The organism is Thauera butanivorans NBRC 103042 (assembly GCF_001591165.1).
Classification (GTDB): domain Bacteria; phylum Pseudomonadota; class Gammaproteobacteria; order Burkholderiales; family Rhodocyclaceae; genus Thauera; species Thauera butanivorans.
Genome location: NZ_BCUG01000029.1, coordinates 50,904 through 73,769 on the forward strand (window position 1 = coordinate 50,904; position 22,866 = coordinate 73,769).

The 22,866-nt window shown below is 66.0% G+C and carries 20 protein-coding genes and 1 tRNA gene; 18 read left to right on the forward strand and 3 right to left on the reverse strand.

Annotation, left to right across the window (positions count from 1 at the left end; translation table 11 throughout):
- Positions 1-89 precede the first annotated feature (89 nt).
- The 3 genes from dnaJ to grpE form a co-directional block, all read right to left on the reverse strand.
- Positions 90-1,205, reverse strand: coding sequence for a molecular chaperone DnaJ (gene dnaJ, locus TBU01S_RS12960; protein ID WP_068637046.1), 1,116 nt, complete (start codon positions 1,203-1,205; stop codon positions 90-92).
- 96 nt (positions 1,206-1,301) lie between these two features.
- A complete protein-coding gene (dnaK, locus tag TBU01S_RS12965) occupies positions 1,302-3,230 on the reverse strand; it encodes a molecular chaperone DnaK (protein ID WP_068637047.1) in 1,929 nt (642 codons plus the stop codon).
- Positions 3,231-3,368: 138 nt separating this feature from the next.
- Positions 3,369-3,935, reverse strand: coding sequence for a nucleotide exchange factor GrpE (gene grpE, locus TBU01S_RS12970; protein ID WP_068637048.1), 567 nt, complete (start codon positions 3,933-3,935; stop codon positions 3,369-3,371).
- Between the two features lie 275 nt (positions 3,936-4,210).
- Here grpE and azu point away from each other — a divergent pair, with 275 nt between their 5' ends.
- The 18 genes from azu (at position 4,211) to TBU01S_RS13060 (ending at position 22,715) form a co-directional block, all read left to right on the forward strand.
- Positions 4,211-4,657: an azurin gene (gene azu / locus TBU01S_RS12975; RefSeq protein WP_068637049.1), complete on the forward strand. Its 447-nt coding sequence runs from the start codon at positions 4,211-4,213 to the stop codon at positions 4,655-4,657.
- A 301-nt stretch (positions 4,658-4,958) separates the two neighbouring features.
- Positions 4,959-7,622 carry a DNA gyrase subunit A gene (gene gyrA / locus TBU01S_RS12980; protein WP_068637050.1) on the forward strand — a complete coding sequence of 888 codons (2,664 nt, stop codon included), beginning with the start codon at positions 4,959-4,961 and terminating at the stop codon, positions 7,620-7,622.
- Positions 7,622-8,719: a 3-phosphoserine/phosphohydroxythreonine transaminase gene (serC, locus tag TBU01S_RS12985; RefSeq protein ID WP_068637051.1), complete on the forward strand. Its 1,098-nt coding sequence runs from the start codon at positions 7,622-7,624 to the stop codon at positions 8,717-8,719. Before gyrA ends, serC begins: the two co-directional genes overlap by 1 nt.
- A 15-nt stretch (positions 8,720-8,734) precedes the next feature.
- A complete protein-coding gene (gene pheA, locus TBU01S_RS12990) occupies positions 8,735-9,805 on the forward strand; it encodes a prephenate dehydratase (RefSeq protein ID WP_068637052.1) in 1,071 nt (356 codons plus the stop codon).
- 59 nt (positions 9,806-9,864) lie between these two features.
- Positions 9,865-10,962 (forward strand): histidinol-phosphate transaminase, encoded by a 1,098-nt coding sequence (gene hisC / locus TBU01S_RS12995; RefSeq protein WP_068637053.1) that lies wholly within the window; start codon positions 9,865-9,867, stop codon positions 10,960-10,962.
- Positions 10,962-11,867, forward strand: a complete 906-nt coding sequence (locus TBU01S_RS13000; RefSeq protein WP_068637054.1) for a prephenate dehydrogenase — start codon at positions 10,962-10,964, stop codon at positions 11,865-11,867. The genes hisC and TBU01S_RS13000 overlap by 1 nt, the downstream gene beginning before the upstream one ends.
- A 171-nt stretch (positions 11,868-12,038) precedes the next feature.
- The gene (locus tag TBU01S_RS13005) at positions 12,039-13,991 is read left to right on the forward strand and encodes a bifunctional 3-phosphoshikimate 1-carboxyvinyltransferase/cytidylate kinase (protein WP_068637080.1); all 1,953 of its coding nucleotides are present in this window, start codon (positions 12,039-12,041) and stop codon (positions 13,989-13,991) included.
- A gap of 88 nt (positions 13,992-14,079) precedes the next feature.
- Positions 14,080-15,783, forward strand: a complete 1,704-nt coding sequence (gene rpsA, locus TBU01S_RS13010; RefSeq protein ID WP_068637055.1) for a 30S ribosomal protein S1 — start codon at positions 14,080-14,082, stop codon at positions 15,781-15,783.
- Positions 15,784-15,793: 10 nt separating this feature from the next.
- A complete protein-coding gene (locus TBU01S_RS13015; protein ID WP_068637056.1) occupies positions 15,794-16,078 on the forward strand; it encodes an integration host factor subunit beta in 285 nt (94 codons plus the stop codon).
- A 165-nt stretch (positions 16,079-16,243) separates the two neighbouring features.
- Entirely contained in the window at positions 16,244-16,558 is a 315-nt protein-coding gene (locus tag TBU01S_RS13020) for a LapA family protein (RefSeq protein WP_068637081.1), read from the forward strand.
- A gap of 15 nt (positions 16,559-16,573) precedes the next feature.
- Positions 16,574-17,749: a lipopolysaccharide assembly protein LapB gene (gene lapB / locus TBU01S_RS13025; RefSeq protein WP_068637057.1), complete on the forward strand. Its 1,176-nt coding sequence runs from the start codon at positions 16,574-16,576 to the stop codon at positions 17,747-17,749.
- Positions 17,750-17,817: 68 nt separating this feature from the next.
- Positions 17,818-18,708 carry a cysteine synthase CysM gene (gene cysM / locus TBU01S_RS13030; RefSeq protein WP_068637058.1) on the forward strand — a complete coding sequence of 297 codons (891 nt, stop codon included), beginning with the start codon at positions 17,818-17,820 and terminating at the stop codon, positions 18,706-18,708.
- 16 nt (positions 18,709-18,724) lie between these two features.
- Complete coding sequence (locus tag TBU01S_RS13035) at positions 18,725-20,797, forward strand: translocation/assembly module TamB domain-containing protein (RefSeq protein WP_088178876.1); 2,073 nt, start codon at positions 18,725-18,727, stop codon at positions 20,795-20,797.
- Positions 20,798-20,835: 38 nt separating this feature from the next.
- The gene (locus tag TBU01S_RS13040) at positions 20,836-21,033 is read left to right on the forward strand and encodes a hypothetical protein (RefSeq protein WP_068637060.1); all 198 of its coding nucleotides are present in this window, start codon (positions 20,836-20,838) and stop codon (positions 21,031-21,033) included.
- Positions 21,034-21,059: 26 nt separating this feature from the next.
- Positions 21,060-21,467 (forward strand): YdbL family probable chaperone protein, encoded by a 408-nt coding sequence (locus TBU01S_RS13045; protein WP_068637061.1) that lies wholly within the window; start codon positions 21,060-21,062, stop codon positions 21,465-21,467.
- Positions 21,467-22,255, forward strand: coding sequence for a 3'-5' exonuclease (locus tag TBU01S_RS13050; RefSeq protein WP_068637062.1), 789 nt, complete (start codon positions 21,467-21,469; stop codon positions 22,253-22,255). The genes TBU01S_RS13045 and TBU01S_RS13050 overlap by 1 nt, the downstream gene beginning before the upstream one ends.
- Positions 22,256-22,327: 72 nt before the next feature.
- Positions 22,328-22,570: a GlsB/YeaQ/YmgE family stress response membrane protein gene (locus tag TBU01S_RS13055; protein ID WP_068637063.1), complete on the forward strand. Its 243-nt coding sequence runs from the start codon at positions 22,328-22,330 to the stop codon at positions 22,568-22,570.
- A gap of 68 nt (positions 22,571-22,638) precedes the next feature.
- Positions 22,639-22,715, forward strand: a tRNA-Val gene (locus tag TBU01S_RS13060).
- Positions 22,716-22,866: the final 151 nt, after the last annotated feature.

Genomic DNA, 22,866 nt, shown 5'->3' on the forward strand with positions numbered 1-22,866 from the left:
GGCCCCGATGATGAAAAAAATGGCCCGCCATCGGAGTGATGGCGGGTCATTTTCATGCCTGGACAGGCGGCGCTGCGCGCCGCCAGGGTTCAAGTACCAAAGAAGTCCTTCACCTTGTCCATCCAGGACTTGGCCTTCGGGTTGTGGCGGTCGGCGTTGCCGCTGGAAATCTCCTCGAATTCGCGCAGCAGTTCCTTCTGGCGTTCGGTGAGCCTGACCGGCGTCTCGACCACGACGTGGCAGAGCAGGTCGCCATGCACGTGGCTGCGCACGTTCTTGATGCCCTTGCCGCGCAGGCGGAAGACCTTGCCGCTCTGCGTCTCGGCCGGGATCTTCAGGCGGGCCATGCCTTCCAGCGTCGGGATCTCGATTTCGCCGCCCAGCGCCGCGGTGGTGAAGCTCAGCGGCATCTCGCAGTGCAGGTCGTCGTGGTCGCGCTCGAACACCGCGTGCTTGCGGATGTGGATCTCGACGTAGAGATCGCCCGGCGGGCCGCCATTGACGCCCGGTTCGCCGTGGCCGCCGTGGCGCAGGCGCATGCCTTCGTCGATGCCGGCGGGAATCTTCACTTCCAGTGTCTTGTGCTTCTTGACCCGGCCGGCGCCGCCGCAGTCGCGGCAGGGGTCGGGGATGATCTTGCCGCTGCCGTGGCACTTCGGGCAGGTCTGCTGGATCGAGAAGAAGCCCTGCTGCACCCGTACCTGGCCGTGGCCGTTGCAGGTGGGACAGGTCTTGGGCTGGGTGCCGGGCTTGGCGCCGCTGCCGTGGCAGGTGCCGCATTCCTCGACGGTGGGGATGCGGATCGTCTTCTCGGCACCGCGCGCGGCTTCCTCGAGCGTGATCTCGAGGTTGTAGCGCAGATCGGCGCCGCGATAGACGTTCGAGCGCCCGCCGCGGCCGCCGCCGAACAGGTCGCCGAAGATGTCGCCGAAGGCATCGGCGAAGCCGCCTTCGAAGCCCTGGCCGCCTCCCATCGATTGGTCGACGCCGGCATGGCCGTAGCGGTCGTAGGCGGCCTTCTTCTGCGGGTCGGAGAGCATCTCGTAGGCCTCCTTGGCCTCCTTGAACTTCTCCTCGGCTTCCTTGTTGTCCGGATTGCGGTCCGGATGGTACTTCATGGCCAGCTTGCGGTAGGCCTTCTTGATCTCGTCGTCGCCGGCATCGCGATTGACGCCGAGAACGTCGTAGTAATCCCTTTTGGACATGTTGCTTCGCTCAGTCTGGTATCACGCAAAGGCCGAGCCGGCGCCGGAGCAGGGCTCCGGCGGGGCTCGGCCGAGAAGGATTCGCCAGAGTGACGATTACTTCTTGTCCTTCACTTCGGTGAATTCGGCATCCACCACGTCGGCGTCGTCGGCCTTGCTGCCGGACGACTGGGTGCCGGCGCCAGCCTGATCACCGCCCTCGGCCTGGGCCTGGGCATACATCTGCTCGCCCAGCTTCTGTGCGGCCATCGCCAGGGCCTGGCTCTTGGCTTCGATGCTGTCCTTGTCGGAGCCCTTGATCGCCTCTTCGGCATCCTTGATCGCGGCTTCGATCCTGGCCTTCTCGTCGTCGGGCAGCTTGTCGCCGTACTCGCCCAGGGCCTTGCGCGTCGAATGCACCAGCGCGTCGCACTGATTGCGGGCATCGACCAGTTCGTGCGCCTTCTTGTCTTCCTCGGCATGGGCCTCGGCGTCGCGCACCATGCGTTCGACTTCCTCGTCCGACAGGCCGGAGTTGGCCTGGATCTTGATCTTGTTCTCCTTGCCGGTGGCCTTGTCCTTGGCCGACACGTGCAGGATACCGTTGGCGTCGATGTCGAAGGTGACCTCGATCTGCGGCATGCCGCGCGGCGCCGGCGGGATGTCGGACAGGTTGAACTGGCCCAGGCTCTTGTTGCCGGAAGCCATCTCGCGCTCACCCTGCAGCACGTGGATGGTCACCGCGCTCTGGTTGTCGTCGGCGGTGGAGAACACCTGCGAGGCCTTGGTCGGGATCGTGGTGTTCTTCTGGATCAGCTTGGTCATCACGCCGCCCAGGGTTTCGATGCCGAGCGACAGCGGGGTGACGTCGAGCAGCAGCACGTCCTTGACCTCGCCCTGCAGCACGCCGCCCTGGATGGAGGCGCCCACGGCCACGGCTTCGTCCGGGTTCACGTCCTTGCGCGGCTCCTTGCCGAAAAACGCCTTGACCTTCTCCTGCACCATCGGCATGCGGGTCTGGCCGCCGACCAGGATCACGTCGTCGATGTCGGAGACCTTCAGGCCGGCATCCTTCAGCGCCACGCGGCAGGGCTCGATCGAGCGCTCGACCAAGTCTTCGACCAGTGCCTCGAACTTGGCGCGGGTGATCTTGACCGCCAGGTGCTTCGGCCCGGAGGCGTCGGCAGTGATGTAGGGCAGGTTGACTTCGGTCTGCTGGCCGGAGGACAGCTCGATCTTGGCCTTCTCGGCCGCTTCCTTCAGGCGCTGCAGCGCGAGCACGTCGTTCTTGAGGTCGACGCCCTGATCCTTCTTGAACTCGGTGACGATGTAGTCGATCAGGCGCTGGTCGAAGTCCTCGCCGCCGAGGAAGGTGTCGCCGTTGGTCGCCAGCACTTCGAACTGGTGCTCGCCGTCGAGGTCGGCGATCTCGATGATCGAGATGTCGAAGGTGCCGCCGCCGAGGTCATACACCGCGATCTTGGAGTCGCCCGGCTTCTTGTCCATGCCGAAGGCGAGCGCGGCCGCGGTCGGCTCGTTGATGATGCGCTTGACTTCCAGGCCGGCGATGCGGCCGGCGTCCTTGGTGGCCTGGCGCTGGCTGTCGTTGAAGTAGGCCGGCACGGTGATGACGGCTTCGGTCACTTCCTCGCCGAGATAGTCCTCGGCGGTCTTCTTCATCTTGCGCAGCACTTCGGCCGACACCTGCGGCGGCGCGATCTTCTTGCCGCGCACCTCGACCCAGGCGTCGCCGTTGTCGGCCTTGGTGATGGTGAAGGGCATCAGGTCGATGTCCTTCTGCACTTCCTTCTCTTCGAAGCGGCGGCCGATCAGGCGCTTGATCGCGAACAGGGTGTTCTTGGCGTTGGTGACGGCCTGGCGCTTGGCCGGCGCACCACACAGGATTTCGCCGTCTTCGGCGTAGGCGACCACCGACGGGGTGGTGCGCGCGCCTTCGGAGTTCTCGATGACCTTCGGCTTGCCGCCTTCCATCACGGAAACGCAGCTGTTGGTGGTGCCGAGGTCGATGCCGATGATCTTGCCCATGAAAGTTCCTTTGTCTTCTGACTTTGTTTTCTGAATGTGCTGGCGGAGCGGCGCCGCCGTCCGGTCTGGTTCGAATATGGGGTGGTGCGGCAGCGTTTCAAGCCGCCGCGTGCAGATTGCTCGCTGGTTCGGCCGCCCTTACTGTTCCTTCGCCTTGGCGACCATCACCAGCGCCGGGCGGATGACGCGTTCGTTGAGCAGGTAGCCCTTCTGCAGCACGGTGACGACGGTGTTGGGTTCGGCATCCGCCTCGACGGTGCTGATCGCCTGGTGCTTGTTCGGGTCGAACTTCTGGCCGAGCGGATTCTCTTCCGCCAGGTTGGCGCCTTCGAAGGCGGCGACGAGTTGCTTCAGCGTCAGTTCGACGCCTTCGCGCAGATTCTCGAGGGTCTGGTTTTCCACCGCGAGTGCGGCTTCGAGGCTGTCCTTGACCGGCAGCATCGCGCTGGCGAACTTCTCGGCGGCGAACTTGCCGGCCTTGACGATGTCCTCCTGCGCGCGGCGGCGGACGTTCTCGGTCTCGGCCTTGGCGCGCAGCCAGGCGTCATGATGCTCGGCGGCCTTCAGTTCGGCCTGGCGCAGGCTCTCTTCCAGGCTGGGCAGGGTGTCCGGCTTGTTCTCTTCGGTGTCCTGCGCGGCCGCTGCGGGAGCGGCCTGCTGTCCGGTTTCCGGAATGGCGTTTGGATTCTGGCTCAGGTCCTGCATGGGTTCTTGCTCCCTGTTGATGGCTGTTCCTGGCCGGCATGTTGGGGCGGGCGATTCGATTTCAAGAGGAAACCTTTGGTGAAGAAGCAGCCATTGCGGCAGGCTGCGCGCTGGCGCACAATAGCCTGTCCGGAACTGGTTCGCGTTCCGAGTTGGAGATGGCCGGTTCAACGGGTCTTCACCATTCCGGAATTCCACGTGATGCCCGGCGTTTGCCTGTGTCATCGTTGCAGTTGAGTTTTTTCCTGCTCGTCAGGAAACCATGGGAGATATCGATGAAACTGAAGAAAGTTGCCGCCTGCGTTCTGCTGTCCGCTGCCGTCGCGCCGGCCTGGGCTGCCTGCGAGGCCACCATCGAAGGCAACGACATGATGCAGTTCAATATCAAGGAGATCGTGGTCGACAAGAGCTGCAAGGAGTTCACCCTCACGCTGAAGCACACCGGCAAGCTGGCCAAGGCTGCCATGGGCCACAACTGGGTGCTGGCGAAGGATGCCGACGTCAAGGACCTGGCTGCCGACAGCGCCAAGGCCGGCCCGGCCAAGGACTACCTCGTCGATGGCGATGCCCGCATCATCGCCCACACCAAGCTGATCGGTGGCGGCGAAACCGACTCGGTCACCTTCGACGTATCCAAGCTCGCGGCCGGTGAGAAGTACACCTATTTCTGCTCCTTCCCGGGCCACTGGGCAGTGATGAAGGGTGAGCTGAAGCTCAACTGAAGCTCTGATCGCCCATCGGCCACTGGAGCCTGACCGGGTTCCGGTGGCATCGCAGCATGGGGAAGAGTGCGTGGCCCTCCTCTCGCTGCTGATGAAATGCATGTGGCAGGCATCGTCCTGTCATGACCCGGCTGCGCGGACGATCTCTGCTGCGTGCCCTTCAGGCGCGCCTTCTTCGCGCCTTTGCTCGTTGTCTCCCTGACGGAAGCGTGCTTCCTTTGGAGTCGTCTGCGGCTGTAGGGCAGGGCTCTCGTGGTAGCATTGACCGTTTTGATTCACGCGGCTTTCGCCGCCTTCGAGCATGACCCAGTTCGCCAAGGAAACCCTGCCGATCAGCCTCGAAGAGGAGATGCGGCACTCCTACCTCGACTACGCGATGAGCGTGATCGTGGGCCGCGCACTCCCCGATGCGCGTGACGGCCTCAAGCCTGTGCATCGCCGTGTGCTGTTCGCGATGCACGAACTGTCCAACGACTGGAACCGTGCCTACAAGAAGTCCGCGCGCATCGTCGGTGACGTCATCGGTAAATACCATCCGCACGGCGACACCGCGGTGTACGACACCATCGTGCGCATGGCGCAGGATTTCTCGCTGCGCTACATGCTGGTCGACGGCCAGGGCAACTTCGGTTCGGTCGACGGCGACAACGCCGCGGCGATGCGTTACACCGAAATCCGCATGGCGCGCATCGGCCACGAACTGCTGGCCGACATCGACAAGGAAACGGTCGACTTCGGCCCCAACTACGACGGCTCGGAGAAGGAGCCGCTGGTCATGCCGGCGCGCATCCCCAACCTGCTGATCAACGGTTCGAGCGGCATCGCGGTCGGCATGGCGACCAACATCCCGCCGCACAATCTGGGCGAGATCGTCGATGCCTGCCTGAAGCTGCTGGAAGAGCCGGACACCGACATCGAGGCGCTGATCGACATCGTCAAGGCGCCCGACTTCCCGACTGCCGGCCTGATCTACGGCCTGCACGGCGTGCATGAGGGCTACCGCACCGGCCGCGGCCGCGTGATCATGCGCGCGCGCACCCACTTCGAACCGATCGGCAAGACCGACCGCCAGGCCATCGTCGTCGACGAGCTGCCCTACCAGGTCAACAAGCGCACGCTGCAGGAGCGCATGGCCGAACTGGTCAACGAAAAGAAGATCGAGGGCATCAGCGAGATCCGCGACGAGTCCGACAAGTCCGGCATGCGCCTGGTGGTCGAGCTCAAGCGCGGCGAGATGCCCGAGGTGGTGCTGAACAAGCTGTTCAAGCACACCCAGCTGCAGGACAGCTTCGGCATGAACATGGTGGCGCTGGTCGACGGCAAGCCGCGCCTGCTGAACCTGAAGCAGATGCTGGTGTGCTTCCTCGAGCACCGCCGCGAGGTCGTCACCCGCCGCACCATCTTCGAACTGCGCAAGGCGCGCGACCGCGGCCACATCCTCGAAGGCCTGGCGGTGGCGCTGTCCAACGTCGACGAGATCATCGCCCTGATCAAGGCCGCGCCGACGCCGGCCGATGCCAAGCGCGGCCTGATGGAACGCACCTGGCGCTCGCCGCTGGTCGAGGAGATGCTGTCGCGGGCGATGGCCGACAGCTACCGGCCGGAAGGGCTGGACCCGCAGTTCGGCCTGTCGGCACAGGGCTACCGGCTGTCCGAAGCCCAGGCCCAGGCCATCCTGGAGCTGCGCCTGCAACGCCTGACCGGGCTGGAGCAGGACAAGATCGTCGGCGAGTACCGCGAAGTGATGGACATCATCACCGACCTGCTCGACATCCTCGCCCGTCCCGAGCGCATCACCGCGATCATCGTCGAGGAGCTGAGCGCGATCCGCAACCAGTTCGGCGATCCGCGCCGCTCGGAACTGGTGATGAACACCGCCGAGATCAACATCGAGGACCTGATCACGCCGGAAGACATGGTCGTCACCCTGTCGCACACCGGCTACTTCAAGCGCCAGCCGCTGGCCGACTACCGCGCCCAGCGCCGCGGCGGCCGCGGCAAGCAGGCGACCTCGATGAAGGACGAGGACTTCATCGACCATCTCTTCGTCGCCAACACCCACGACACCGTGCTGTGCTTCTCCAGCCGCGGCCGCTGCTACTGGCTGAAGGTGTACGAAGTGCCCGAAGGCACGCGCAACTCGCGCGGCAAGCCGATCGTCAATCTGTTCCCGCTGGTCGAAGGCGAGAAGATCACCGCCGTGCTGCCGATCAAGGAGTTCGACGAGGAGCACTTCGTGTTCATGGCGACTTCCGAGGGCACGGTCAAGAAGACCGCGCTGACCGCCTTCTCCAACCCGCGCAAGGCCGGCATCATCGCGGTGAATCTGGATGACGGCGACCACCTGATCGGCGTTGCCATCACCGACGGTGAATGCGACGTGATGCTGTTCTCCGATGCCGGCAAGGCGGTGCGTTTCGCCGAGACCGACGTGCGGCCGATGGGCCGCGAGGCCCGCGGCGTGCGCGGCATGATGCTGGAGGACGGCCAGGCGGTGATCGCGATGCTGGTGGCCAAGGACGAGTCGCAGTCGGTGCTGACCGCGACCGAGAACGGCTACGGCAAGCGCACGCCGGTGGCCGAATACACCCGCCACGGCCGCGGCACCAAGGGCATGATCGCGATCCAGACCTCCGACCGCAACGGCAAGCTGGTCGGCGCGGTGCTGGTCGAGCCGGGCGACGAGGTGATGCTGATCTCGACCGGCGGCGTGCTGATCCGCACCGGCGTCGAGAGCATCCGCGAGATGGGCCGTTCCACCCAGGGCGTGACCCTGATCAACCTCGACGACGGCACTTTCCTCGCCAGCATCGAGAAAGTGGCGGAGTCCGAGTCCGACGAAAGCATGCGCGCGGAAGACGAAGGCGGGGCTGCCGCAGCCGGGGAGCCTGCCGACGACACTGCGCAGGACGGCAACGACGGCCAGGGCGAAGCGCCCGCGGCCGACCAACAGGGAGATGCCTGATGAGCCGGGTGTGGAACTTCAGCGCCGGCCCGGCCGCGCTGCCCGAGGAAGTGCTGCGCCAGGCCGCCGACGAGATGCTCGACTGGCAGGGTTCGGGCATGGGCGTGATGGAGATGAGCCATCGCGGCAAGGAGTTCACCTCGATCGCCGTGCAGGCCGAGGCCGATCTGCGCGAACTGCTGGCGGTGCCGGCCGATTACCGCATCCTGTTCATGCAGGGCGGGGCGATCGCGGCGAATGCGATCATCCCGATGAACCTGATCGGCGGCAAGCGCGTCGCCGACTACGTCGTCACCGGCGCCTGGTCGCAGAAGTCGCAGAAGGAGGCGCGCAAGTACGCCGAGGTGAATATCGCCGCCACTTCCGAGGCGAGCGACTTCACCACCGTGCCGCCGATGGCGGACTGGAAGCTGTCGGCCGATCCGGCCTACCTCTTCACCTGCACCAACGAGACCATCGGCGGCGTCGAATATCCCTTCGAGCCGGATCTGGCCCGGATCGGCCGCGGCGAAGTGCCGGTCGTCGCCGACATGTCTTCGCACATCCTGTCGCGCGTCATCGACGTGTCGAAATACGGCCTGATCTTCGGTGGTGCGCAGAAGAACATCGGCCCGGCCGGCCTGACCATCGTCATCGTGCGCGAGGACCTGCTCGGCCGCGCGATGCCGCATTGCCCGGCCGCGTTCGACTTCAGGATCGTGGCCGAGAACGCGTCGATGTACAACACGCCGCCGACCTACGGCATCTACATCGCCGGCCTGGTGTTCCAGTGGATCAAGCGCCTTGGCGGCGTGGCCGCGCTGGAGGCGCGCAACGTCGCCAAGGCGAAGCTGCTGTACGGCTTCCTCGACGGCAGCGGTTTCTATGAGAATCGCGTCGATCCGGCCTGCCGTTCGCGCATGAACGTGCCTTTCTTCCTGAAGGACGAATCGCTCAACGACGCTTTCCTAGCCGAATCGAAGGCTGCGGGCCTGACGCAGTTGAAGGGCCACAAGTCGGTCGGCGGCATGCGCGCGTCGATCTACAACGCGATGCCGCTGGCGGGCGTGCAGGCGCTGGTGGACTTCATGCGCGACTTTGCCGCGCGCAAGGCTTGAACCGAAGGACCGAGCATGAGCGACGAACTGCTGAAGCTGCGCAACGAAATCGACCGCCTCGACGAGGAAATCCTCGCCCGCCTGTCCGAGCGTGCGCGCTGCGCGCAACGCGTGGGTGAAGTGAAGCAGGGCAAGCCCCCTTTCTACCGGCCCGAGCGCGAAGCCCAGGTGCTGCGCCGCCTGGCGGAGCTGAATCCGGGGCCGCTGCCGGCGGATGCGGTGAAGACCGTGTTCCGCGAGATCATGTCGGCCTGCCTGGGGCTGGAGCATCCGCAGCGCGTCGCCTACCTCGGCCCAGCCGGCACTTTTTCCGAAAGCGCCAGCCGCAAGCAGTTCGGTTCCGCGCCCGGTTTCATGCCGATGGCGACGATCGAGGACGTGTTCCGCGCGGTCGAGGCCGGCAACGTCGATTACGGCGTCGTGCCGGTCGAGAATTCGACCGAGGGTGCGGTCAATATCACGCTCGACCTGCTGCTGGCGAGCCCGGTCAAGGTCTGCGGCGAAGTCAGGCTGCGCATCCATCAGCAACTGATGTCGCGTGCCGACGGCATCGGCGCCGCCAAGCGCCTGTATTCGCATGCGCAGTCGCTGGCGCAGTGCCACGAATGGCTCAACCGCAACCTGCCTCACCTGCCGCGCATCCCGGTGGCGAGCAACGCCGAGGCGGCGCGGCTGGCGGCGGAGGATGCCGAGTCCTGCGCGATCGCGGGCGAGGCGGCGGCCAAGCTGTACGGCCTGAACATCCTCGCGCCCAACATCGAAGACGATCCCAACAACACCACGCGCTTCCTCGTCATCGCCAGCCACGACGCCGGGCCGTCGGGCAGCGACCGCACCTCGCTGGTGTTCTCGGCGCCGAACCGTCCGGGGGCGATCCATGCCTTGCTGGAACCGCTCGCGCGCCACGGTGTGGACATGACCAAGCTGCAGTCGCGCCCGGCGCAGTCAGGCCTGTGGGAATACGTCTTCTACGCCGACATTAACGGCCACCGCGAAGATGCCGAGGTCGCCGCCGCGCTCGCCGAACTGGCCGATCGCGCTGCATTCCTGAAGGTGCTCGGCTCCTATCCGATCGCCGCCATCTGACACTCTGAATCCGCCCGAGCATTCGACGAACGAGGCCACGTGCCATCAAGGAGACAGCCATGAGTGTAGCAAGCCGTGCCCCGGACCACATCCGTGCCATCATGCCCTACCAGCCGGGCAAGCCGATCTCCGAACTGGCGCGGGAGATGGGGCTTGCCGAATCGAGCATCGTCAAGCTCGCATCGAACGAGAATCCGCTGGGGATGAGCACGCGCGCCCGCGATGCCGCACGCATGGCGCTGGCCGATCTGGCGCGCTACCCGGACGGCGGCGCCTTCGCATTGAAGGCGGCGCTGTGCCGCAAGCTCGGCGTGAAGCCCGAGCAACTGGTGATCGGCAACGGTTCCAACGACGTCCTCGAGATCGCTACCCAGGCTTTCCTCCGCCCCGGCTGTTCGGCGGTGTATGCCCAGCATGCCTTTGCCGTCTATCCGCTGGCGACGCAGGCGCGCGGCGCGCGCGGCGTCGAAGTGCCGGCGAGGAACTTCGGCCATGACCTGGATGCGATGGCGGCGGCGATCTCGCCCGATACCCGCATCGCCTTCATCGCGAATCCGAACAATCCGACCGGCACTTTCCTGCCGGGTGGGGACATCGAGGCGTTCCTGCACCAAGTGCCGCAGGACGTGCTGGTGGTGCTCGACGAGGCCTATACCGAATACCTGGCGCCGGCGCAGCGCTATGACGCCATCGCCTGGATCGAGCGCTTTCCCAACCTGCTGGTGTCGCGCACCTTCTCCAAGGCCTACGGCCTCGCCGGCCTGCGGGTGGGCTATGGCGTCGCGCATGCCGAAGTGGCGGACCTGATGAACCGGGTGCGCCAGCCCTTCAACGTCTCCAGCGTCGCACTGGCGGCAGCCGGGGCGGCGCTGGACGACGAGGAGTTCATCGAGCAGTCGGCCGAACTGAACCGGCGCGGCATGCAGCAACTCACCGACGCCTTCGTCGCGCTGGGGCTGGAGTGGATTCCGTCGGCCGGCAACTTCGTCACCTTCAAGGTCGGCGACGCCGCCGGAGTCGATCGTGCGCTGCTGCGGCAGGGCGTGATCGTGCGCCCGATCGCCGGCTACGGCATGCCGCACTGGCTGCGGGTGTCGATCGGCCTGCCGGAAGAGAACGCCCGCTTCATCGCCGCGCTGAAGCAGGCGCTGGCCTGATGGAAGGCCGCGAGACCTCGCCGCTGATCGGCAAGCTCGTCATCTGCGGCGTCGGCCTGATCGGCGGTTCGTTCGCGCTCGGCCTGCGGCGCGCGGGGGTGGTCGGCCGCATCGTCGGCATCGGCCGGCGGCGCGAACCACTGGAGCGTGCGCTGGAACTGGGCGTCATCGACGAGATTGCCGGTGACTGGGCCACGGCGCTGGCCGGTGCCGATCTGGTGCTGCTTGCCGCGCCGGTGGGGCAGATGGATGCGATCATGGCGGCGATGGCGCCGCACCTGGGCGCCGGGACGGTGGTCACCGACGCCGGCAGCACCAAGCGCGACGTGATCGAAGCCATCCATCGCCACCTCGGCGCGCAGCTGCCGCAGATCGTGCCGGCACACCCGATCGCAGGCGCGGAGAAGAGCGGCGTCGATGCCGCCTTCGCCGATCTCTACGTCAAGCGCAAGGTCGTGCTGACGCCGCTTCCCGACAGCCGGGCCGATGCGGTCGAACTGGTGCGGGCGGCCTGGCAGGCCTGCGGCGCCAGCGTGGTCGACATGACGCCGCGGGACCACGACAGCGTGTTCGCCGCCGTCAGCCATCTGCCGCATCTGCTCGCCTTCGGCCTGGTGGACGACCTGGCGCGGCGCGACAACGCGGAACTGCTGTTTTCGCATGCGGCCAGCGGTTTCCGCGACTTCACCCGCATCGCCGGCAGCCATCCGGAAATGTGGCGCGACATCTGCGTCGCCAACCGGGTGGCGCTGCTCGCCGAACTGGATGCCTATCTCGGCGAACTGGCCAGCCTGCGGCAGATGCTCGCGGCGGGCGACGGCGATGCGCTAGAAACCGTCTTTAATCGTGCCCGGCGCGCCCGCAACGCCTGGGCCGAAGGCCTGCCGGTGCAGACGGCGGAATGATCGGGCGGCTGTGTCCCCACTCCTGGCCTGGATGGGTAGAGCGCAGCGAAACCCATCAATGGCCAGAACGGAGCCGTCATCGAGGCGATGGGTTTCGCCGACGGCTCTACCCATCCTGCCCGGCTTTTCGAAAGCAGCCTGTTCAAGGGCTGCGTCAATAAGAGACGAAACATGGAATTCCTCGACCTGTCCCCGATGCTGGGCGCGAGCGGCAGCGTGCGCCTGCCCGGCTCCAAGAGCATCTCCAACCGCGTGCTGCTGCTCGCCGCGCTGGCCGAAGGCCGCACCGAGATCCGCGACCTGCTGTCGTCCGACGACGTCGAACGCATGCTGGAGGCGCTGCAGGCGCTCGGCGTGCGCTGGCAGCGCAAGGGCGATACGCTCGATTACGTCGTCGATGGCGTTGGCGGACCGTTTCCGGTCAAGGCGGCAGAACTTTTCCTCGGCAACGCGGGTACCGCCTTCCGGCCGCTGACCGCGGCGCTGGCCCTGTCCGGTGGCGAATACCGCTTGTCGGGCGTGCCACGGATGCACGAGCGCCCGATCGGCGACCTGGTCGAGGCGCTGCGCCAGCTCGGTGCCGACATCAGCTGCACGGCGAATGAAGGCTATCCGCCGCTGCACATCAAGCCGGCGACGATCAGTCCGGGCGGCGTGGTCAGGGTGCGGGGCGACGTCTCGAGCCAGTTCCTGACCGCGCTGCTGATGGCCTTGCCGCTGACCGGCGTGCAGACCACGGTCGAGGTCGTCGGCGAACTGATCTCCAAGCCCTACATCGCGATCACGCTGGAGCTGATGGCGCGCTTCGGTGTCGAGGTCGAGCAGCAGGGCTGGGAGCGCTTCGTCGTGCCGGACGGCGCGCGCTATCGCAGCCCGGGTACGCTGTTCGTCGAAGGCGATGCCTCGTCGGCTTCGTATTTCCTCGCTGCCGGTGCGATCGGCGGCGGGCCGGTACGGGTCGAAGGCGTCGGCCGCAGCAGCATCCAGGGCGACGTCCGCTTCGCCGAGGCACTGGCGCAGCTCGGCGCGCGGATCACGATGGGCGACAACTGGATCGAGGCTTCGGCGCCCGAATCCGGCGTGCTGAAGGCTTTCGATCTCGATCTGAACCACATCCCGGATGCGGCGATGACGCTGGCGGTCGCCGCGCTGTTCGCCGACGGCCCGTGCCGGCTGCGCAACATCGCCAGCTGGCGGGTCAAGGAAACCGACCGCATCGCGGCGATGGCGATCGAACTGCGCAAGGTCGGTGCCGAGATCGAGGAGGGCGCGGACTACCTGTGCGTGACGCCGCCCGCGCGCCTGCTGCCGGCGGCGATCGACACCTACGACGACCATCGCATGGCGATGTGCTTCTCGCTCGTCAGCCTGGGCGGCTGCCGCGTGCGGATCAACGATCCGAAGTGCGTCAACAAGACTTTCCCCGGCTATTTCGACGCTTTCGCCAGCGTGACGCGGCCGGTGCCGGTGATCGCGATCGACGGTCCGTCGGCATCGGGCAAGGGCACGGTGGCCGAGCGCGTCGCCGCCGCGCTCGGCTGGAAGGTGCTCGACAGCGGTTCGCTGTACCGCATCGTCGCGCTGGCGGCGACGCGCGCCGGCGTCGCGCTCGACGACGAAGCGGGCGTCGCCGCGATCGCCGCCAGCCTGCCGGCGCGCTTCGAGGACGGCAAGGTGCTGCTCGGCGGCGACGACATCAGCACCGACATCCGCAGCGAAGCCTGCTCGGTGGGCGCATCGAAGGTCGCGGTGCTGCCGGCGGTGCGCGAAGCCTTGCTCGGCCGCCAGCGCGACTATCGCGTGGCGCCCGGGCTGGTCGGCGACGGCCGCGACATGGGCTCGGTGATATTCCCGGATGCACAGATCAAGATCTTCCTGACCGCGACGGCCGAGGCGCGTGCCGGGCGCCGTTATAAGCAGTTGATGGAAAAGGGTTTGCCTGCTAACATGCAAAGTCTTCTGGACGACCTTCGGGAACGTGACGCGCGCGATGCGGCACGGCCCGTCGCGCCGCTCGTGAAGTTGCCGGATGCGGTGCTGCTCGATACGACCGAACTGGACGTCGAGGGCGCCGTGGCTTTCGTGCTCGATCTCGTGCGGGATCGGGGACTCGCCGCCGGTTGAAGTGCCGCGCGCAGGGGCGGGAGCCCAGGCGCGTTTTTTCTCAATCTCACTTTTTTGCCGTCGCACGGCGGTCCCGGATTTATCCCTCATGTCCAACGCCACCCCCGCCTTCGAAGAAAGTTTTGCCGCCCTCTTCGAGGAAAGCCTTGCCCTGCAGGAAATGCGCACTGGTGAAGTCATCACCGCCGAAGTCGTGCGCATCGATCAGAACTTCGTCGTCGTCAACGCCGGCCTGAAGTCCGAAAGCTACGTCCCCGTCGACGAGTTCCGCAACGACCGCGGCGAACTCGAAGTCAACGTCGGCGACTTCGTCCACGTCGCCATCGACGCGCTCGAAGACGGCTTCGGCGAGACCCGCCTGTCGCGCGAGAAGGCCAAGCGCATCGCCGCCTGGAACGACCTCGAGAAGGCCCTCAACGAAGGCTCGCTGGTCAAGGGCGTCATCACCGGCCGCGTCAAGGGTGGCCTGACCGTCATGACCAACAGCATCCGCGCCTTCCTGCCGGGTTCGCTGGTCGACATGCGTCCGGTCAAGGACACCACGCCGTACGAAGGCAAGGAATACGAATTCAAGGTCATCAAGCTCGACCGCAAGCGCAACAACGTCGTCGTCTCGCGCCGTGCCGTGCTGGAAGAGTCGATGGGCGAAGAGCGCGAGAAGCTGCTCGCCAACCTCAAGGAAGGCACCGTCATCAAGGGTATCGTCAAGAACATCACCGACTACGGTGCGTTCGTCGACCTGGGCGGCATCGATGGCCTGCTGCACATCACCGACCTGGCCTGGCGCCGCGTCCGCCACCCGAGCGAAGTGCTCAACGTCGGTGACGAGATCGAAGCCAAGGTGCTCAAGTTCGACCAGGAAAAGAACCGCGTCTCGCTGGGCCTGAAGCAGCTCGGCGAAGATCCGTGGGTCGGCATCTCGCGCCGCTACCCGCAGGGCACCCGCCTGTTCGGCAAGGTCACCAACATCACCGACTACGGCGCCTTCGTCGAAGTCGAGCAGGGCATCGAGGGTCTGGTGCACGTGTCCGAAATGGACTGGACCAACAAGAACATCCACCCGACCAAGGTCGTCCAGCTGGGCGACGAAGTCGAAGTGATGATCCTCGAGATCGACGAAGACCGCCGCCGCATCTCGCTGGGCATGAAGCAGTGCATGTCCAACCCGTGGGACGATTTCGCCATCAACCACAAGAAGGGCGACAAGGTCCGCGGCCAGATCAAGTCGATCACCGACTTCGGCGTCTTCATCGGTCTGGAAGGCGGCATCGACGGCCTGGTGCACCTGTCCGACCTGTCGTGGAGCGAGCAGGGCGACGAAGCCGTGCGCCGCTTCAAGAAGGGCGACGAGGTCGAAGCCGTGGTGCTGGCGATCGACGTCGAGCGCGAGCGCATCTCGCTGGGCATCAAGCAGCTCGAAGGCGATCCCTACACCAACTTCATCGCCACCCACGAGAAGAACACCCTCGTGCGCGGCACCGTGAAGTCGGTCGATGCGCGTGGCGCCGTGATCTCGCTGGGTGACGACGTCGAAGCCTACCTGCGTGCTTCCGAAGCCGCTGCCCACCGCGTCGACGACCTGACGACGATGCTGAAGGAAGGCGACGAGGTCGAGGCGATGGTGATCAACGTCGATCGCAAGACCCGTTCGATCAACCTGTCGATCCGCGCCAAGGATCAGGCCGAGCAGAACGAAGCCATGAACAAGCTGGCTTCCGACAGCTCCGCCGCGTCCGGCACGACCAACCTGGGTGCGCTGCTGAAGGCCAAGCTGAACGAGCAGAAGCAGTAAGCAAGCCGACATGACCAAATCGGAGCTGATCGCCCAGCTTGCGGAGCGTTTCCCGCAACTGGTCGCAAAGGATGCCGATTACGCGGTCAAGATGATCCTCGATGCGATGACCGATGCGCTTGCGCGCGGCGATCGCATCGAGATCCGCGGGTTTGGCAGTTTCGCGCTGAACTATCGTCCGCCGCGCGTCGGACGCAATCCCAAGTCGGGCGAGAAGGTGCACGTGCCGGAAAAGTACGTGCCGCACTTCAAGGCCGGCAAGGAGTTGCGCGAACGCGTGGATCTCGCTGGCTGAGCAGCCGGACCGGGTTCGGCTGGCGAGTTCGGCCACCGATGGACGATCGACCGCGCGGCGATCGGATGCAAGCCAGGCTTGCGAGTGGCAACAGATGCAGTACCGGAAGGCGGCCCGATGGCCGCCTTTCTTCTTTTTTGCGGCGTGCTCGGTGATAATGGCGCCATGCGCGCAATCATGTGGTTCATCCGTCTCCTGCTGTTCATCCTGCTGTTCGGGTTCGCGATCAAGAACGATCATCTGGCGACCCTGAACTTCTTCTTTGGCGGGCAATGGCAGCTTCCGCTGGTGTTCGTCATCCTCGTCAGCTTCGCCGCCGGTGCCTTGCTCGGGGTCACGGCGACCTTCGCTTCGCTGCTGCGCCAGCGCCGCGAAATCTCTCAATTGCGCCGCCAGCTGGAGCGGGAGCGTGCCGAGCGTGAACGGACGGCCAACGCCACCGAGCCGGCGGCCGAGATCCAGATGCCCAGCCTTTCCTGAGCGTTTCGCCGTCCCATGGAAATCGAACTCTGGTGGCTGCTGGCCCTTCCGCTGTTCTTCGCGCTGGGCTGGCTCGCTGCCCGCATCGACATTCGCCAGGTGGTGCAGGAGTCGCGGGCATTGCCGCGCTCCTATCTGTCCGGCCTGAATTTCCTGCTCAACGAGCAGCCCGACAAGGCGATCGACTCCTTCGTCGAAGCCGTGCGCATCGACCCGCAGACGATCGAACTGCATTTCGCCCTCGGCAGCCTGTTCCGGCGCCGCGGCGAGACCGACCGGGCGATCCGCATCCATCAACTGCTGGTCGATCGCGAGGACATCACCGAAGAGCAGCGCCTGCAGGCGCTCGGCGAACTCGGCCAGGACTTCCTCAAGGCAGGCCTGCTCGATCGTGCCGAAGAGGTGTTCGTCCGCCTGCGCGGCACACGCGCCGACGCGCTGGCGCTGCGCTACCTGCTGGAGATCTATCAGCAGGAGAAGGACTGGGCGAAGGCGATCGAAGTGGCCGATGCGCTGCCGGGCCACGAAAGTCTGATGTGGCGGACCGAGGTGGCGAATTTCCACTGCGAGCTGGCGTCGGCTGCGTTGGCCAACTCGAAGCCGGACGAGGCCGAACGCCACGTCGAGGCGGCGCTGTCGGTCAATCCCCGCTGCGTGCGCGCGAGCCTGATCCGCGGCGACATCTGTGCCGCACAAGGCAGAGACGAGGACGCGCTCGCCGCGTGGAAACGGATCGAGAACCAGGATCCGGTCTATCTCGCCCTGGCCGCCGAGCGCATCATGGACGCCTATGGCCGCCTCGGGCGGCTGGAAGAGGGCCATCAGTTGTTGCGTGCCTGGCTCGACAGCCATGCCTCGCTCGATCTGCTCGACGAGCTTTTCCATTGGGAAATGGACAAACAGGGCCCGCAGGCGGCCTACGACCTGGTGCGCGAGGAACTGCGGCGCAACCCCACGCTGCTGGGCCTGGACAAGCTGCTCGAAGCCGCGTTGCTGACGGTGCCGAGCGAGCAGCGCGGCGACGTCGAGCTGATCAAGCAACTGATCCACGGCCACACGCGCAAGGTCGCCCGCTATCGCTGCGACGCCTGTGGCTTCAAGGCCCGCCAGTTCCATTGGCGTTGTCCGGCCTGCGGCGGCTGGGAGACTTACCCGCCGCGGCGAACCGAAGAATTCGACTTGACACCCTGAACAGCTCGATGGCCTGAGCGCCCTGACGCCTCTTGAGCGGCCGCCCCCCCATTCAGAGAACCCGATCCATGGAATTCAAGACGCTGGAAGATTATGTCGGCCACACCCCGCTGGTGAGGCTGAAACGCATCAATGCCGGCCGCAACAACGTCATCCTGGCCAAGCTCGAAGGCAACAACCCGGCCGGCTCGGTCAAGGACCGGCCGGCATTGTCGATGGTGATGCATGCCGAGGCGCGCGGCGAGATCAAGCCCGGCGACACCCTGATCGAAGCGACCAGCGGCAACACCGGCATCGCGCTGGCGATGGCAGCGGCGATGCGCGGCTACCGCATGATCCTGGTGATGCCGGAGAACCAGAGCGTGGAGCGGCGCCAGACGATGCGCGCCTTCGGTGCCGAACTGGTGCTGACGCCGACTTCCGGCGGCATGGAGATGGCGCGCGACATCGCCGACAAGATGCGCGACGAAGGCAAGGGCATCATCCTCGACCAGTTCGCCAATCCGGACAATCCGCTCGCTCACTACGAAGGTACCGGCCCCGAGATCTGGGAGCAGACGGGCGGCCGCGTGACCCATTTCGTCAGCTCGATGGGCACCACCGGCACCATCATGGGGACTTCGCGCTTCCTCAAGGAAAAGAACCCCGAGGTTCAGATCGTCGGCTGCGAACCGGAAGAGGGGTCGCAGATTCCGGGCATCCGCAAGTGGCCGGAAGCCTATCTGCCGAAGATCTTCGAGCGCCCGCGGGTCGATCGCGTCGAACGCGTCAGCCAGGCCGAGGCGGAGGAAATGACCCGCCGGCTGGCGCGCGAGGAAGGCATCTTCGCCGGCATCTCTTCCGGTGGTTCGATGCACGTCGCGCTGCGGCTGGCCGCCGAACTCGAGAATGCGGTGATCGTGTCCATCGTCTGCGACCGCGGTGACCGCTATCTGTCGACGGGTGTGTTCCCGGCCTGAGGGAAGCTTGCGGGCCATGGCGGCCAGGGCCGCCGCCCGTTGCTGCTGCCTGGCCCTGCTGGCGCTGGCGGCGATACTGCCGGTACAGGGCATCGAACGCATCCAGCTGTCGATCGGCGACATTCGCGCCCCCGGCCTGTCCGTGCAGGGGGTGGAACTGCAGTTCGCTGCCGGCAGCAAGGGGCCCGAGCTGCGTATCGCCCATCTGGCGCTGGGCGAGCGGGCGTGGCGTGGACTGCATCTCTCCTGTCCCGAAGCCGATGCCGCATTTCCGGAGATTCGCTGCAGGGGAGGCGAGATCCGCGTCGGTGCCAAACGCCTGCCGCTGAACATCGATTTCCGCTTCGATCCGCTGACATCCGCTTTCGACGCCGTGCTGCGGCTGTCGTCGGGTTCGACCGTGGATATCCACCATGATGGCGGCAACCTCGTCGAGGCGGCGCTGACGCGCTTCGAGATAGGAGAACTGAGTGGAGACCTGGCCGGCTTCGCTGCGCAGGTTTCGCCGGCACTTGCAGCGGAGTTGGCGCAGCACGCAGCCAAAGGGACGGTCGATGCCAGACTGGCGTGGCAGCAGGCCGGCGATGCCGATCCGCATGAAAAGCTGCAACTTCAGGCGCGACTGAGCGGCGGCAGCTTCTCCAGCCCGGATGGCCTGCAGGCGGCCGAAGGCCTGGCGCTGTCGCTCGATCTCACGGCCCGGGCGCTGGCTGCAGGCTGGGACTGGCAGGGCCGGCTGGCATGGGAGGGCGGCGAAGCCTACCTGCATCCGCTCTACCTGCAGTCGGGGCCAGTGCTGCAGGCCGAAGGCCGGCTGAACGACGACGAGCTCGTGCTGCGCATGGCGACACTGGAACTCGAAGGCGTCGATCAGTTCGCCCTGACCGCCCGCATCGCGCGCGAACCGCCGAGCCTGCAGGATCTCACGCTGTCGCTGGCCGGCGGCGATCTGGCGATTCTCGGTCCGCACTGGATCACGCCGGCGCTGGCGCCCGCGCTGGCGGACCGCCTGCGTTTTGCCGGCCATGCCGGCGCTGGCGCCGAGATCAGGAACGGGCAACTCTTCTCCCTGGACCTGGTCTTCGACGGCGCCGGCCTCAGTCTCGCCGGCGTGGATGAAGGCGGCGAGGTGCGCGGACGCGGGCTGGCCTTCGGGCCGCTGTCCGGCCATCTGCCCTGGTCGGCGACTGCGCCGACACGCGCCAGCCTGCAGCTTGAGGGCGGGCATTGGGAAGCCCTGTCGCTCGGCGCCTTCGACGTCGATGCACTGCTCGACGGCGGGCAGGTCGCTTTCGGGCAGATCCGCATTCCCTTGCTGGATGGTGCCCTGGTGCTGGACGGCCTTGCGCTCGAACACGGCGCGGAGGGCTGGCGCGGGCAGGGCGGCGTGGTCGTCGAGCCGCTGTCGATGGCCTTGCTGACCCAGGCGCTCGGCTGGCCGTCGATGTCCGGCATCCTGTCGGCGTCCATGCCGGGCATGCGCGTCAGCACCGGCGAGATCTCGCTGGATGGCGCGCTGGTGGTTTCGGTGTTCGACGGCTATCTGCAGGCGACCGGCCTGCGCGTCAGCGAGCCGTTCGGCGTCGCCTCCAACCTGCGCGCCGACATCGAGGCGCGCCATCTGGATCTGGCCCAGCTCACCGACACCTTCAGCTTCGGCAGCATCAGCGGCTATGTGGATGCCGACGTGAAAGGGCTGGAGCTGGCCGGCTGGCGGCCGGTCGCGTTCGATCTGCGGCTCGCCAGCAGCCCGGGCAGCTATCGCCGTCGCATCAGCCAGCGGGCGGTGCAGAACATCGGCGCGCTGGGCGGGGGCGGTGCGATCGCGGCGCTGCAGCGTGGCGTGCTGAGCGTGTTCGACACTTTCGGCTATCGCGAGCTCGGTTTCCATTGCGTACTGGCGAACGGCATCTGCGAAATGAGCGGCATCGCCGGCCGCGAGAGGCCGGACGGCGGCTTTCCCATCGTGCGTGGCGGCGGCATCCCGGCGCTGGATGTCATCGGCTACAATCGGCGCGTCGATTGGCAGGAGCTGGTCGACCGGATCCAGCGCGTGATCGAGAACAACGTCGCGCCCGAGTTGCACTGATTCAGGCCGGCAGGCGCCGGGTCCTGCAGGAGAACCGAATGCCATTCTTTCGAATCCGATCCTTGCTGCTTGCGGGCAGCCTGGCGCTTGCCGCCTCGGCCTGCGTGACGATCAACATCTATTTCCCGGCTGCGGCCGCGGAAAAAGCCGCCGACCGCATCATCGACGAGGTCTGGCAGGCACGTGAAAACCAGTCGCCGCAGGCGGCGCCGGCAGAGCAGGGGGCAGAGCAATGAGTGCACGTCATGGAGTCCCCGGGTGGATGCGCTGGCTGACGGCGGGTCTGCTGAGCTGGATGATGGCCTTCGCCGTGCAGGCCCAGGGCAATCTCGAGATCGACACGCCGGCGATTTCCGCCTTGAAGGCGTCGATGAAGCAGCGCCATGCCCAGCTCCGGCCCTTGTATGTCTCGGGTGCGATCGGCCTTGCCGCCGATGGCAGCGTCGCCCTGAGGGATGCGTCGGCGGTGCCGCTGGCGCAGCGCGGCAGCGTCAACGCCCTGGTCGCGGCGGAGAATGCCGATCGCAGTGCGCTGTACCGCGAAGTCGCGCGCGCCAACCAGCATCCGGAATGGGAGGCGGACGTGCGCAGCACCTTCGCCCAGCGCTGGATCGACCGTGCGCCGGCAGGCTGGTGGGTGCAGCGAGGCGGGACCTGGGTGAAGAAGTAATGCCCGTTCTCGTCTTCGACATCGAAACCATTCCGGACGTCGCCGGCATCCGGAACCTGTACGAACTGCCGCCCGAACTGTCCGACACCGAAGCGGCGGAATGGGCTTTCCAGCAGCGGCGCGCCAGTCATGGCAACGATTTCCTGCCGCACCACCTGCAGCGGGTGGTGACGATCTCGTGCGTGCTGCGCGATGCCCAGCATTTCCGCGTGTTTTCGCTGTCCGAACCGGATTCGGGCGAAGGCGAGATCATCCAGCGCTTCTTCGACGGCATCGAGCGCTACACGCCGCAGATCATTTCGTGGAACGGCGGCGGCTTCGACCTGCCGGTGCTGCATTACCGCGGCATGCTGCACGGCGTCACGGCGCCGCGCTACTGGGACCAGGGCGAGGGCGACTACCACGACTCGCGCGACTTCAAGTGGAACAACTACATCAGCCGCTACCACAACCGCCATCTCGACCTGATGGACCTGCTGGCGCTGTACCAGCCGCGCGCCAACGCGCCACTGGACGACCTGGCCAAGCTGATGGGCTACCCGGGCAAGCTCGGCATGGATGGCTCGGCGGTGTGGCAGGCCTGGCAGGAAGGGCGCGCCGCCGAGATCCGCGACTATTGCGAGACCGACGTGGTCAACACCTACCTCGTCTATCTGCGCTTCGAGCGCATGCGCGGGCATCTCGATGCCAAGGCCTGGGCGGACGAAGTCGAAGTCGTGCGAGAATCGCTCGGCCGGCTCGAGGCGCCGCACTGGAAGCAATTTCTCGAAGCCTGGCCGCAGGCCTGAGCGCACTACGGCCCCCGGTCGCGGCTTGGCCTGACGCGGCCCGACACATTTACCCCACAGCAGGAGAGTCACATGGGCATCATCGCTACCATCTTCATCGGCCTGATCGTCGGCCTCGTCGCTCGCCTGCTGCATCCAGGCAAGGACGGCCTCGGCCTGATCATGACCGCCTTGCTCGGCATCGCGGGTTCGCTGGTGGCGACCTATGGCGGCCAGGCGCTCGGCATCTACCAGGCCGGCCAGGGTGCAGGCTTCATCGGCGCGGTGGTCGGCGCGATCCTGATCCTGTTCGTGGTCAGCCGGCTCAAGAAATAGGTTCTTCGTGTGCGCTGCAAAAAAACTTTGACAAGTTTTTTTGAGTGCCTATAATGCGGGTCTTCAGCAGGCGCGTAGCTCAGTTGGTTAGAGCACCACCTTGACATGGTGGGGGTCGTTGGTTCGAATCCAATCGCGCCTACCAAGATTCTGGAGTCGATGCCATGTTCCGAACTACCACTCAGGCCGGAAACTGAACAGGTCGGCTCCGCTTGTTAGTCTGCTAGAGAAAAAAGCGCGCCTAGACCGCGCTTTTTTTTCGTCCACAATTCTCGTTCCGTTGCTATCCCGCCCCG

Coding starts and splice junctions, on each gene's coding strand:
- rpsA (WP_068637055.1), top strand. CDS start 14,080: ATGTCCAACGCCACCCCCGCCTTCGAAGAAAGTTTTGCCGCCCTCTTC.
- TBU01S_RS13050 (WP_068637062.1), top strand. CDS start 21,467: ATGCCCGTTCTCGTCTTCGACATCGAAACCATTCCGGACGTCGCCGGC.
- TBU01S_RS13035 (WP_088178876.1), top strand. CDS start 18,725: ATGGCGGCCAGGGCCGCCGCCCGTTGCTGCTGCCTGGCCCTGCTGGCG.
- TBU01S_RS13045 (WP_068637061.1), top strand. CDS start 21,060: ATGCGCTGGCTGACGGCGGGTCTGCTGAGCTGGATGATGGCCTTCGCC.
- cysM (WP_068637058.1), top strand. CDS start 17,818: ATGGAATTCAAGACGCTGGAAGATTATGTCGGCCACACCCCGCTGGTG.
- dnaK (WP_068637047.1), bottom strand. CDS start 3,230: ATGGGCAAGATCATCGGCATCGACCTCGGCACCACCAACAGCTGCGTT.
- TBU01S_RS13040 (WP_068637060.1), top strand. CDS start 20,836: ATGCCATTCTTTCGAATCCGATCCTTGCTGCTTGCGGGCAGCCTGGCG.
- TBU01S_RS13055 (WP_068637063.1), top strand. CDS start 22,328: ATGGGCATCATCGCTACCATCTTCATCGGCCTGATCGTCGGCCTCGTC.
- lapB (WP_068637057.1), top strand. CDS start 16,574: ATGGAAATCGAACTCTGGTGGCTGCTGGCCCTTCCGCTGTTCTTCGCG.
- hisC (WP_068637053.1), top strand. CDS start 9,865: ATGAGTGTAGCAAGCCGTGCCCCGGACCACATCCGTGCCATCATGCCC.
- azu (WP_068637049.1), top strand. CDS start 4,211: ATGAAACTGAAGAAAGTTGCCGCCTGCGTTCTGCTGTCCGCTGCCGTC.
- dnaJ (WP_068637046.1), bottom strand. CDS start 1,205: ATGTCCAAAAGGGATTACTACGACGTTCTCGGCGTCAATCGCGATGCC.
- TBU01S_RS13000 (WP_068637054.1), top strand. CDS start 10,962: ATGGAAGGCCGCGAGACCTCGCCGCTGATCGGCAAGCTCGTCATCTGC.
- grpE (WP_068637048.1), bottom strand. CDS start 3,935: ATGCAGGACCTGAGCCAGAATCCAAACGCCATTCCGGAAACCGGACAG.
- TBU01S_RS13020 (WP_068637081.1), top strand. CDS start 16,244: ATGCGCGCAATCATGTGGTTCATCCGTCTCCTGCTGTTCATCCTGCTG.
- TBU01S_RS13005 (WP_068637080.1), top strand. CDS start 12,039: ATGGAATTCCTCGACCTGTCCCCGATGCTGGGCGCGAGCGGCAGCGTG.
- pheA (WP_068637052.1), top strand. CDS start 8,735: ATGAGCGACGAACTGCTGAAGCTGCGCAACGAAATCGACCGCCTCGAC.
- gyrA (WP_068637050.1), top strand. CDS start 4,959: ATGACCCAGTTCGCCAAGGAAACCCTGCCGATCAGCCTCGAAGAGGAG.
- serC (WP_068637051.1), top strand. CDS start 7,622: ATGAGCCGGGTGTGGAACTTCAGCGCCGGCCCGGCCGCGCTGCCCGAG.
- TBU01S_RS13015 (WP_068637056.1), top strand. CDS start 15,794: ATGACCAAATCGGAGCTGATCGCCCAGCTTGCGGAGCGTTTCCCGCAA.